The 12846-nt window shown below is 46.5% G+C and carries 9 protein-coding genes; all 9 read left to right on the forward strand.

The window, feature by feature from the left end; all coding sequences use genetic code 11:
• Positions 1-11: 11 nt before the first annotated feature.
• The 9 genes from ACJJIJ_RS07115 to ACJJIJ_RS07155 all read left to right on the forward strand — a co-directional run bounded on the left by ACJJIJ_RS07115 (position 12) and on the right by ACJJIJ_RS07155 (position 12579).
• Positions 12-2162: a hypothetical protein gene (locus ACJJIJ_RS07115; RefSeq protein WP_444939075.1), complete on the forward strand. Its 2151-nt coding sequence runs from the start codon at positions 12-14 to the stop codon at positions 2160-2162.
• Between the two features lies 1 nt (position 2163).
• Positions 2164-5406, forward strand: a complete 3243-nt coding sequence (locus ACJJIJ_RS07120; protein ID WP_444939076.1) for a hypothetical protein — start codon at positions 2164-2166, stop codon at positions 5404-5406.
• 11 nt (positions 5407-5417) lie between these two features.
• Positions 5418-7940: a phage tail fiber domain-containing protein gene (locus ACJJIJ_RS07125; RefSeq protein ID WP_444939077.1), complete on the forward strand. Its 2523-nt coding sequence runs from the start codon at positions 5418-5420 to the stop codon at positions 7938-7940.
• Positions 7940-8998, forward strand: a complete 1059-nt coding sequence (locus ACJJIJ_RS07130; protein ID WP_444939078.1) for a Hint domain-containing protein — start codon at positions 7940-7942, stop codon at positions 8996-8998. Before ACJJIJ_RS07125 ends, ACJJIJ_RS07130 begins: the two co-directional genes overlap by 1 nt.
• A 210-nt stretch (positions 8999-9208) precedes the next feature.
• A complete protein-coding gene (locus tag ACJJIJ_RS07135; protein WP_444939079.1) occupies positions 9209-9382 on the forward strand; it encodes a hypothetical protein in 174 nt (57 codons plus the stop codon).
• 82 nt (positions 9383-9464) lie between these two features.
• Positions 9465-9596, forward strand: a complete 132-nt coding sequence (locus ACJJIJ_RS07140) for an HNH endonuclease (protein WP_444939571.1) — start codon at positions 9465-9467, stop codon at positions 9594-9596.
• Positions 9593-9811: a DNA packaging protein gene (locus tag ACJJIJ_RS07145; RefSeq protein WP_444939080.1), complete on the forward strand. Its 219-nt coding sequence runs from the start codon at positions 9593-9595 to the stop codon at positions 9809-9811. The genes ACJJIJ_RS07140 and ACJJIJ_RS07145 overlap by 4 nt, the downstream gene beginning before the upstream one ends.
• Before the next feature lie 7 nt (positions 9812-9818).
• Positions 9819-11534 (forward strand): phage terminase large subunit, encoded by a 1716-nt coding sequence (gene terL, locus ACJJIJ_RS07150; protein ID WP_444939081.1) that lies wholly within the window; start codon positions 9819-9821, stop codon positions 11532-11534.
• A 220-nt stretch (positions 11535-11754) separates the two neighbouring features.
• Positions 11755-12579, forward strand: coding sequence for a TIR domain-containing protein (locus ACJJIJ_RS07155; RefSeq protein WP_444939082.1), 825 nt, complete (start codon positions 11755-11757; stop codon positions 12577-12579).
• Positions 12580-12846: the final 267 nt, after the last annotated feature.

Here is a 12846-nt window from a genome sequence, read left to right on the forward strand (position 1 = left end):
ACTACGCAACTATGACAACACCAGTTGCCCCCCAGCAAAGCGGGCAGGATACAGTTGACCAGCTGATTTCAATGGGCGGTGTTGCAATGAATAGCTGGGCTGATAAATACAACAAGGAGCTAGATGCCGAGAGCTACCTAGCTTCTGAAATGGCTTACAAGGATGCTGAGCAGAACTTTAGAAAAGCTGTTGAGCGCGATCCATCCCTGCTGGACCTAGAGCCAGATGAACTTTCAAAACAAGCAGCGGATTTCTTGGACACTTCCCGTATCCACAATCCTGACTATGCCACTCGCCTTAAGCGGACCTGGGGAGCGCAGTCGCGTCAACAGGCTCTACAAATGCGTGAGTCAAAGAGGCATGAGGATAAGAAGGGTATCTACAAGGACTATGTACTCCGCTCTATCCCAGAGCTACAACAGACCTTTAATCAATCCCCCGAAGATGCGGACTTTTCCCTTGGTGCTGTTAAACAACTGGCCCTAAGCGATGGGTTAAGTGAGCAGGAGTTTCTGGAGCTTGTAGCTGATGTGCAAGCAATGCCAGAGATTACTGACAATGACTTCCAGGCAACTGTACTGGCTGACTTAGTATTGGACAGGAAGGATTCACAAGGCCGCTTGATAGGTGGTGATGCATTTCAGCAGAGGATGAAGGCAGCTCGGCAGAGAACCCTGGATCTCAATACCAAGCAGAAGCAAGAAGCGAAGCTGGCTTTTATACATGACTGGGAAACCCAGGTAATACCAGCAGTGCTTTCAGGTCAGATGGCAGAGCCCGGATATGATTACTTTGGAGGCGTCATTGAAAAGGGAGTTATCACGGGCTCTGAAGCGGACTCGCTGTTAGACATGATAAGTAGTGAGCGCCTTAAAGCAGGCGGTGATACGGCTAAACACTACCTGCTAAACGCATTCCTTGAAGGCACCCTGAACAAGGAGCTTCCAGTTGCGGCGCAACAGTGGGAGAGAGGCGAAGGCACATTAAAAGGGGATACCTTAAGACTCGCTTACAACCACTTCTTGCGGCAAGGCGATGTAGGTATGAAGACTTTCTTCAATGCCCTGAAAAAGAATGGCGAGCGCTATAAGCCCTTGGATCAAGTCTTTTCAGGTGGATTTGCAGCATTTGATGAAAAGGTAAGTGACCCCCAGGAGCTGGCTCCAATAACTAAGCAGATGCTACAGGTATTACCAATGGCCATGGACACAGGCTATGTGGGAATGTTGCCTGATGATACTAGGCGTAAGGTAATGGCCTTCAATGAGCACCAGTTGCTTGATGAAACACCTCTCCAAGCTCTTCAGCGAATCAATAGTACGGACCTCACACAGCCACCTCCTAAGGTTATGTGGAGTAAAGAAACCATAGCCAACCGTGATGAGTTCCTGAGCAAGAAATTTGGTGAGGGTTGGTTCAGTTGGACTAGGGATCTGGATACGGACTTCAACAGTAAGCCTGTGATTGGCCTGATTGAGCGTGAAGCATCCTATCTGATGCAGATGGGGGTGTCACAAGACCGCGCTTTAGAAATGGCTTACAACAAGGTTGAAGATGAATTCACTCAAGTCGGTGGAGTGGCAATTCGGAAAGATGAGATGATTCGCTTCCAACAGGAAACAGGAAGAACACCTGAAGCCGCTTTTCAGTTCCTTCGCGAGAGCTATGTAGAGCAGATGCGTGGTGATGGGGAGGAGATAGAGCCAGAGGACATCGCTCTCTTCTATAACCCAACCGATAACAACCTTCTCGCGATAAACCGAAAGACCGCCATGATTGCCCGTCCTCTCATTGCGAATAATGCACCGATAGCAAACCTGTATGACTTCGGTAGACCTGAGGTAGTTGCTTTGATGGATGAGTATGAGTACACCCAAGCACTCGTAGAGCATGATACAGGGGATACTGGAAGGCGGACCGCCAAGGCATTTAATGAGAGCTTTGTTAGGCCGACTAAGGCCGTTGCTGGCGCTATTGGCGGGGTTGTGAAGCCTGTAGTTGATACGGTTAAGGGTGGCATCAAGAAGTCAGGACTCTCACACAGTATCGCTGCTAAGCAGGCTGAGATTGAGAGTGATATAAGAATGAATGTGGATGCTGCGGTTGTTGAGCGCAAGCGACATGAACTGGAGCAGCTGAAGCAACAATTAAAAGAGACATAAAGTGGATCTGGTAGGAAAGGAAGTAGTCTCTGATGCGATTGAAAAGCAGAGACAGAAAGATGCGGTAAGCATTGACCATAACCCTACCTTACTTACCCCTGAGCAAGAACAGTCATTAGAGGCCCCTGAGCCTACCGAAGTTGATTCAGTAGGCTTTTTTGATGCCTTTGGTACGGCTGCTGAGCTGGACTGGACGCACAGTAGACTTGCTCGTTGGGGTGAGTTGGAAGGGTATGAGGAGGGTAGTGATTTCACACTCTCCCAAAGTGATTTTCATAGGCTTGGTGAGGGCCTAGCTGAAGAGCATAAGAGCAGTCTAGTAGAGGCCACTAGCCTAGAACATGCAGAGAGTTTGCGTGAGGAGTTACTGGCGACTCAAAAACTAGAAGAAGCCCTCATGCAGAGCGATAACGCACTGTCAGCAAGAGTACTCGCGAATCTTGTAGATCCTACCTCTCTTGTTGCCGGTACCCTTACTGGAGGAATGGGAGCCGCTGTTATGTGGGGCTCGCGAGTTAGTAGGGTGAAGAGAGCATTTACTGCCGGTGCGATAACCGCCGGGGAAGTCGGAACCATAGAGAGCTTGGCAAATGCTGTAGATCCAGTGATGGATGATGAGGATGTTCTCTTAGCAACCGCAACGGCGGGGAGTTTAGGGGGACTGATTGGCTCCTTTGGGAAAGTATCGCCGGACCTGGCCAAAGCCTATAAAAAAATTGGTAGGGAGGTAGAGGCCAAGCAGCTGAGAGAAGCCGGTGACTTCACTGAGGTGGGTAGGAAGAGCTTTGAAGATGTTGAGCAGCCTCTGGACGTAGACAACCCAGGACATAGTTCAACAGGCTCAGCTACAACGCCCATGGAGATTGGTGCCTCTGAGAGAGTGGATATTGCCTCTAACGGGCATGAGTACAGCGATAAGGCATTTGGATCAAAGGTGAACTACAGCATTGGTTCACTATTGGCCGGGTCAGATAACTCCCTGTTGCGTCATTGGTCAAGCAAGTTGGTAGACATATCAACGGGATGGACTAAGCGGGGAACAACCTCTGCTAGGTCTGCCAGTGGTTGGAAAAGGCATCAGCAAAGCAGCTTTGAGTTACAAATAGCTAAGGCGGAGCACATTCATTTCAACGCCTGGAAGAAGGAGCATGGTTTCGGCGCTATGAAGGAGACCCAGGCCCGCAATCAGTTCTATCGGGATGTTTCTGATTACATTGAGGGTGTGGGAGCTGACTATCATCCTGCTGTGAAAGCCGTGGGCGATGTTCATGCCCGGATTTATAGAGAGCTTGGTGAGCTACAGAAGAACCCTTTGAAGCGGGAGGGTGGTAGGGGCGCTGCTGTTCGCGGTGCTGAGAACTTTGAAGTAAATGCACAATACCTCCCACATGTTTATGACGATATGCGGATTGAGCGCTTGGGTAGGGGAAAAGCTCAAGAGCTGTTAGCAAAAGGGATTGTCGGTGTTACTGAAGATGTTGCTCAGCGTATCGCAAAGAACGTAGTCAAAATTATTACCTCCAGGCGCTACCAAACAGCTGGTCAGGATTGGAGGAAGTGGTTTGAGATGGATGCTGAGGACTTCCGGTATCACTTGGAAGAAGCAGGTATTGATGGCAGGGCCATTGATGAACTAGCGAAGGACTTACAGTTAAGCGCTAACAGGAAAGAGGGTAAGGCCGGTAAGGATTCGGCTTGGAAGCAGCGTATTACCCTAGACATGAATACACGCCTAGATGATGGCACGGGGATTACAGATCTATTCCAGCGGAATGCTGATGTACTGCTGCGCTCCTACATGAATCGCCAACTGGGTAAGGTGGCTCTAGCTAGGCACGGGCTTGTAGGGGATTCTGAGGTGGCTGCTCTACGTAAGAGGTTGGAAGAGCAGTACCACTCAGCAGGAACCACTGGTAAGCGCGCTGAATGGCGTATGAAGGCTGAAATGGATGCCTTTCAAAAGTCACTGAACCACATCCTGGGAATACCTAACCACGATGGCCAGAGCCTCCTGGCAACCACCTCACGACTGGGGCGGAAGATGGCCTTCGGAAATGTGATGGGTATGGTGGGTTTCGCACAGATAGCCGAGATTGGGAACGTAGTAGCAACCATGGGCTTTAAAGGCTTTTTGAAGTCCATCCCAGAGTGGAAGAGCATTCTGCTCAGAGCCCGTAATGGCGAGCTTGAAAATGACCTTGCCGCTGAATTGGAAGAAGTCACTGGTGGCTATGGCTCGCAAGCCTTCCTTACTAGGGCTACTAACTACGACCCGGAAATAATGAACTCTATTGGCGATGGCTGGTTAGGGAAAGTTGAGAGGGGCTTGGATAAAGCGAATCGTGGGGTAGCTACCATTTCGGGGATGAACCTGATTACTACGTTTAGCCAGCGTCTAGTTGTAAAGGGGCAGGTGGATAGAGTTTGGAAAGAGATTCACGGTAGAACCCCCGCGCTTTCTGAAAGGCAGCTAAGAGAATACGGGATAACTCCTGAAGAGTTCTCTGCGATTAAGCGTGAGATGGGTAAATATGCCCAGGGAACTAAGAATGTCCATAAGCTGAACTGGGAGAGTTGGGAACCTGAAACCGCAGAAGCGTTTGCAACCCTGCTTAGGAAGTGGGGGGAGCGTTCTGTTCAGGTGAATGATATAGGCGATCTACTCCCGTTTGACTCACCCCTTTCCAAGCTCCTGCTTCAATTCCGTACATTCGTCATCTCAGCCCATTCAAAGCAGCTACTGAACACAGCTAACCAGCTGAGAGACGGTGATATTGGGTTTGGAGTTACAAAGATGCTGTACGGCTCCTTATTCGCTTCATTGGGTTATATCGCGAGGACACACACAGCCGCTGTTGGTAGACCTGATAGGGAAGAGTACCTACAAGAAAAGCTCACCAATGAAGAGGTAATTAAGGCGGGCTTCGCCAGGGCCAGTTGGGCAGCGTTGCTTCCAGCCTTTGCTGATACAGGTGCAGACTTCTTTGGCGATCCTCTATTCAACCAGCGATATACCGGGCTGGAAAATTCCTTGCTAAACCCTATGCAATCCCCAGCAGGTGCTTGGGCAACCAATGCTGTAAAGCTTGCAAGCTCAATTGGTGAAGCGGCGGTTAGCGAAGATAAGCAGTTTTCGGAAAAAGACTTAATGACATTGAAGAGGTTGATGATTATGCAGAATGCTCCTTTCATTGATGGAATGCTGAGGAATTTAGTTGATAACACTCCTCTTCCTGAAGAATAACAAAGGAATCAATGAACGAATTTTATGCACGGAATGAGTACCCTAACTTTACAGGTAAAGGGCCTCTCAGTATCTCATTTGATTACCTGAACCCTGAGCATATCTTCTGTGAAGTTAATGGGACTATAGTTCCATTCTCATGGCTCAGTAGTAATACTGTAGAGCTGGATAATACAGTTCAAAATGCGTTTGTCATGGTGCGGCGCATAACCCCGGTGCAGAACCGGATTGTTGATTTTGAGAACGCTACAATTCTTACTGAGAATGACTTGGATACCTCGGCTTTACAGGTATTCCATGTTGCTCAGGAAGCAATTGACCTCACACATGATATTGTCTCCCTCACTTCAGACCGCTCCATTGATATGGAAGGGCGTTACGTATACAACCTATCAGATGGTGTTAATCCCGGCGATGCAGTAAACAAAGCCCAGCTAGATGCGAAGGATTTGCTTTTCCAGCAATACCTAGGAGAGATACGAGACAAGTACAGCACAATTCAAACGTGGTATGACACTGTTGAAGCTGATACTACTTATGTCGCAGGTGTGAAAAGTGCGATTGATATAATCCACCAAAATATGCAGACCATTGAGACTGGTTTGCTATCCATCCAAAGTGATGTAACAAGCAAGAAGCAAGATACGGTTAATGCTGCTGCTCAGGCAGCTAGTGATAAGCAGACGGTCGCAGGATATAAGGTAGCTTGTGAACAAATCAAAAGCGATGTTAGTGACTTAAGTAATCAAGCTGCATCTGACCGACAAGCTGTAGCCTCTGACCGACAACATGTTGATCAACAGGTCAGAACCACTGAAGGCTATAAAGATGATGCGAATGCAGCCAAAGGGGCCGCTGAATCAGCTAAGAATGCCGTAGCCGCTGCCGAGGCTCGCGTAGCCACGATGGAACAAAATGTTAGCCAGATGCAATTCTCGCTGGCTAATGATCCTATCCCATTGGGAGAATGGTCCTCTACAAGCGCACCAGCAACCCCCTCAGATACCAGTAAGTCCTGGTTCTATCATGTGACCATTGACGGTGACATTAACGGCGTTACCTATAACGCTGGTGATGAAATCTATTGGAGCACTGGAAATCAATCTTGGTACAGGGTTCCAAGAGGAGCTAGGGTCCGCAGCATCAATGGTCAGGAAGGTGATGTAAGTATTTCCTTGGAGGGGCTTGGGGGGATTTCAGCGAGCAATAACTCTATTCTCAAAGCTGTTATGACGGTTGGTTCTGGGGGTGTGATAAAGCTTGGAAATACGAAATATTTACAAGCTGAGGATAGTAATGGAGCGGCCCACTCTATTCTTGGAATTACCCCTACCAATGGAGTAGCGTTGGGGGCGACGGGATTGAGGCTTGCCTTGCGGGGAAGCGCAATAGATTTTCAGGATGGGACTGGAACTCATACCGTATGGCATTCGGGTAATGATGGAGTTGGTAGTGACCTAGATGCGGGTAAGTTGGGCGGTAAACCCAGCTCAGCCTATGCTCTTCTATCCGGGGCGGCTTTCACTGGTGCGGTAAGTGTTGACGGCAGCCTAAGTACGCACGGTACACATAATGTAGGTGGGTATGATATTACAGCGCGTAATAACTTCTTTACTCATAGTGGCAATCTTTTTACTGGCTCCGATAACAAACATGCGCTTCAAGGGACTGACCCTTGGCTCCGGCTGAATCCAGCAGGAGATTTCACCTCTGGAATTTATTGTGGCTCAAGTGTGCTTCGTACAGACGGAGCGGTTCAGATTGGTAACGGTGGTTCAACACTTAACTGTGATTCAAGTAGCTTTACTTATAAGGCTAATGCTGTATGGCACGCAGGCAACCTTACTCCAGCTAACTATTTAAGTAAGACGGCTACAGCTGCCGATTCAAGTAAGCTAAGTGGTATGCCCTTATCCTCCAGCGGAAATCATTACAGTGCTGTAGTGTGGACTCAATCAAATGGTGTTACCGAAGTTGGACGATACCTAGACTTTCATAGTGCAAGTGATACCGATACTGACGACTATGATTGGAGATTATATCTATCGTCAACTAATGCCAATTCCTCCCTTTATTTTATGAATGATGGCGGAACACGTCGTTTTGAGTTTCTGGATGGGGGAGAGTTCAGGGCGGACGGTAACGTCATTGGTTACTATTCAGATGAGCGCCTAAAAGATGTTATTGGGGGTGTCGAAGGTCTATCTGCAATCAGGCAATGGAAGCCCATTTCTTACTATGGCACTAAGGAGGGAGAACGACTTTCAAAAGGAGCTATTAAGACTACTAAGTTGGAGGTAGGACTTAGTGCTCAAAGCGTGTTGAAAACAACTCCAGAGCTAATCTATCCCGCACCATTTGACTGGGACTCCGAAAAACAGCGATCAATCAGTGGCAATGACTATATGACACTGGATTATCAGCGTGCTTCAGCTGTGATTGTGTCAGCCTTGCAGGAGCTTGATAGGCAAGTTCAGAAGCTGGCTAAGCCCTGGTATGTAAAGGTATGGCAATGGGTTAAGGGGGTGCTGTAATGACAACCCCCTCGGGTCAGATAGGCTTCTCAGATATAAGTACTGAACTGGGAACCTCCTCCACCTCACAACGCTCCCTTAATGACAGTTCTGTACGTGCTCTAGCTGGGAAGTCCTCAGGCCAGATTGGGCTAGGGGATTGCCGGGGCAAATCTTGGTATGCCTACACAACCACGATGACTAACTATAAATCTCGTCGTTCAGTATCTACAACTTCAGGGACTGCGAATAATTACCATCGGATATATTTTCATCAGAATGGCAGTATCACTACTAACGGCTCAGTGGAGTCTGGGTCTACCCGCTGGGTATCTCAAACAGGGAGCCCCGGAAATGATTTTGATGTAAGGGTTAGTGTAACAACGAATGGGGCTGGTAGTGAGTTATCTAATGGGATGTCTGCTAATACATGGTATAGATTGAATGCCGACAGGTATTTTGAGCATCATGTTAGTAGGGTTACAAATGGTAGTAGCTCAGGAGAAAGTAAATTTAAAGTTGAGTTGAGGTGGAGGGGTAATAACTCTATTAAGGATACAGCAACTTTTACCTTAAATACTACAGCTTTTAAAGCGATAGACGCCGATCCTGGTTGCCTGTGGACAGGTCATGAAGTTGAAACAAAAAACGGTTTCAAGAAATTAAAAGACCTAGTTATTGGTGATGTGGTTAGGTCATATATCATCAATGGCCTTCCAGATGAATCATCTCAAAGGCGTTGGGAAGAATGGCAATCCTCTGAACTATCTGGCGAGCCGTCATGGTCGGAAGTAAGGAACATGGAGATTACGGAGGAGGGTATGTATATGGAAGTTAATAATACGAAATGCTCTCTATCCCACCCATTTTTTATTCAGAGAAATGGTTTGTTTGGGTTCTGCCGTGCGCTGTATTTACAGGCGGGCGATAAGCTCCTGAAAGATGATCTAACATGGGGTTCCCTAACAAATGTCAAGCTTGTTAAAAGTCCCTTAGAAGTATTAATGCTGGACGTTGAAGAAAACGATACCTACATTGCCGGTGGTTATGTAAACCATAACGGAATCCAAAAACCTTAAAATTAATGAAAGAATTTCTTCAAGCCTCTACCTCTGCTACGACAGTGGGGGTTGGAGGTGCTATTTTTCTGGGTATTAAAGTAGCCGATTGGGCACTTATGCTTGGAATACTGACAGGTGTGTTAAACCTATTAATTATTATTCCTACGATTTTGAAAGTATATCATCCGAAAATCAAAGGGATATTTAAGAGGAATAAAAGTAATAACTATGAGTGTACTGATAAAAGTAATTAGTGATACCTTCTTTGCCTTTATGTCAGAGAAGATTCTGAAGCGGCTGATTATCCGCGTTTTGCGTGAGCTTGCTAGGCGTTCTGAAAATGATATTGATGACCAAGTTGTTGAGGATATGGCTGAGACTTTGAATGTCAAAGGGTCGTGATTACAAAGAAGAATACGCTCGCTACCATTCAAAACCCGAACAAATCCGTCGCAGGTCTGAGAGAAATAAATCCCGCAGGCTGATGATAAAGCTAAAAGGTAAAAAAGCCGTGCAGGGTAAAGATGTAGACCATAAGGACAGGAACCCTGCTAACCGCTCTCCAAGTAACCTGCGAATACAGTCTAAGAAAGAGAATAGGGGGCGTAATAAGTGAGTGCATTACAGGAGCTGCTAGAACAGCTTCACGATGAGGCTGCCAAAACTCTGTTAGAGCGCCTTAAGGGCGGAAAAGCTACGGCAGCTGAAATTGCGCAGGCGATTAACCTGCTGAAACATAATGGCATCCAGTGCGATCCAAAACCTGGAGGTTTACTGGATGAAATTGCAAAGGACTTGGAGAAATACCAAGCCGGTAACACAATCAATTAGGAGTTAGATGGCACATGAAGTAGAGAAGCGGCTTCGTGACGACTTCCTATTCTTTCTCTACCTGATTTGGAAACATCTAAATCTACCCAATCCAACAAGATTACAGAATGATATTGCGAAGGCGCTAGGGAACTCTCCTAAGCGCCTTATCATTCAAGCTTTCCGAGGGTGTGGTAAATCATTCATTACTTCAGCTTTTGTTGTATGGATGCTCTACCGTGACCCTCAACTTAAAATCATGGTTGTGTCTGCATCTAAGGAAAGGGCAGACGCATTCTCACAGTTTACAAAGCGCCTTATAGGTGAGGTTCCCTGGCTTCAGCATCTGCGGCCAAAAAATAACCAAAGGGACTCGCTAATAGCTTTTGATGTGGGGCCCGCAAGGGTTGACCACTCCCCATCCGTTAAGTCTGTTGGTATTACCGGCCAGCTGACTGGTTCACGCGCTGACATAATCATTGCTGATGACGTTGAGGTGCTGAATAACTCCGCTACCCAGACCGCTCAAGACAAGCTGAGTGAGCTAGTGAAAGAGTTTGATGCGATTCTCAAGCCGTATGACCCGGCCTTGATGGAGTTTGAGCCGAAGATTCTATTCCTGGGAACGCCTCAGCATGAGATGAGCTTGTATAGCAAGCTACCTGAGCGTGGCTATAAGACTATGATTTGGCCTGCTTTGTACCCAAAGAACATGGAGAGGTATAAAGGGGCACTGGCAAGGCTCATTGTTGATGACCTAAAACGTGATCCAAGCTTTGTAGACCAGCCAACTGACCCTCAGCGGTTCACCAAAATGGACCTTGATGAGCGTTTGGCATCCTATGGTAAGGCAGGTTTCGCTCTTCAGTTCATGCTTGACACAACTTTGAGTGATGCTGAGAAGTATCCGCTCAAAGTGGCTGACTTAATCGTGTCTGACATTATGCCAGTCAAGGCTCCTGTTGAATTCAGCTTGATGCGGCATGGTGACAGGATTGTTGATGTGCCTAATGTCGCTTTGACAGGTGATTACTATTACTACCCAGACTGGGCGAGTAATGAGCGCCTTGATTATGAGTACAAACTGCTTGTAATCGACCCTTCAGGCCGTGGTAAGGACTTGACAGGGGTTGTGGTCCTTTATTTCCTCAGGGGGTACATCTTCCTAGTCGAAGCTAGAGGGTTTAAAGAGGGCTATGCAAAACCAACACTCAGGTCTATTGCTCAGATGGCGAAGCGTCATGGAGTACATACTGTGCTTGTGGAGGATAACTTCGGTGATGGTATGTTCACCGAGCTTCTGAGGCCGGTCCTTTACGACAGCTACGCATGTGGCGTGGAAGAGACAAAATCACAAGGGCAGAAAGAAAGGCGAATCATTGACTGCCTGGAGCCTGTAATGATGCAGCATAGGCTGGTAGTAGCTCCCTCAGTCATTGAGAGGGATTACGAGAACAACAAGAACGAGATTCGCTATAGCCTGTTTTATCAGATGACCAGAATAACGTATGAGAAGGGAAGCCTCGTACATGATGACCTTATTGATCCTCTCGCAATGGGGGTCAAGTTCTTTACAGACCGTATGGCAGTTGACACCGCAAAGGTGAGTAGGGAACAGAGAGAGCAGGCAATTGATGACCTGCTGAATAATGTAGAGAAGTTTATGAGTGCTGGCAGTACCGTTGTGTCCGCTATGGACGCATCAGGAACCACTGTTAGCAGTCCGACTGGATACGTCCAGTAAGCTGCTTAAGATTCGTTGAAGATGCCTGTAGAGCCTATGAAGGGCTTTGCAGGCATTTTTTTCTAATTCTTCATTTCGTGGCGTTGAGGAGCTTGATATAGTTCTGGTGTAAATTACCGTGATGTAATTCCCGATTTTCTAGGCTGCTTAGTTGGAGCGCTTTCAAGCCTTATAGGGGTATCTACGTTGGTTAGGCTGCTTTACTGAGTTAGAGGTTATTATGGATAAAAAAATACTAATAGATGGATTGAAGCGTTTTCAGGGAAGATTATTGGCAGAAGTTCTACAAGCTTATGGTAAAAGGGGCGCTTCCTATGGCCATGAAAGATTCGGAAGTTGGTTTAAAAAGTTCGAAGAATTCCTTGCTACTAACCTCCCGGCTGAGGTTGATATACTGAATGCAAAACTCTCTAGATTTGGTATGACAGTATTTACTGGGGAAAGCCCAGCCCGAAGTTTTTGGAATGCTGATGGGGATAAGCTGAATTCATATATCGACTCTCTGATACTTGATATTCAAAACGATGAATATAACTTTGAACAAGGAGCTAAGGACACTAATTTGGTGAATACTACCCCTAAACAAAAAGGAAAGCCCAAAGATAAGGTTTTTATAGTACATGGCCATGATGAGCTTACCAAGGAGAAGACGGCTAGGTTTATAGAAAAACTTGGACTTAAAGCTATTATCCTGCATGAGCTGCCGAGTCGAAGCAAGACGATTATTGAGAAAATAGAAGAGAACTTAGATGGGGTCGGTTTTGGTATTGTTCTATACACTCCAGATGATAAGGGTAACGAAAAAGATGAAGCTGAGCAGGGAAATCTTAACTTTAGGGCTAGGCAGAACGTCATACTTGAGCATGGTATTTTGATGGGTAAGCTTGGGCGTGAGAATGTTGCTGTAGTGGTAAACGGTTTTCTAGAGCTTCCAAATGATATTAGCGGGTTGGTATATATTAATGAAACTTCATGGAAAGAGGATTTGATTAAAGAATTGGTTGCCGCTGGCTATGATTTAGAGTTAAAGCGAATTTTTTGCTAATTCGTAAATTACCTAGCTTGATGAATAGGTGGGTCTAATAGTTCCTAAGGAGATTATTCTCAGGTTAATCCAACTACTCCCACCCAGACTTCAAATGCTCTAAAACCCGTTTAGTTATTAGGCTTGGAGTTTTGAAGTTGATTAATATTGTTTGAGGATGCCTGTAGAACCTGTTATGGGCTTTTTAGGCATTTTTTTCGTGTTTGATTTCTCATTTCGCGAGATGGTAAGTTCTGTTAGATTACAAGCATAGGGCGTAAGTTACAT

It is taken from the genome of Microbulbifer mixtoriginis (SeqCode) (assembly GCF_052467945.1).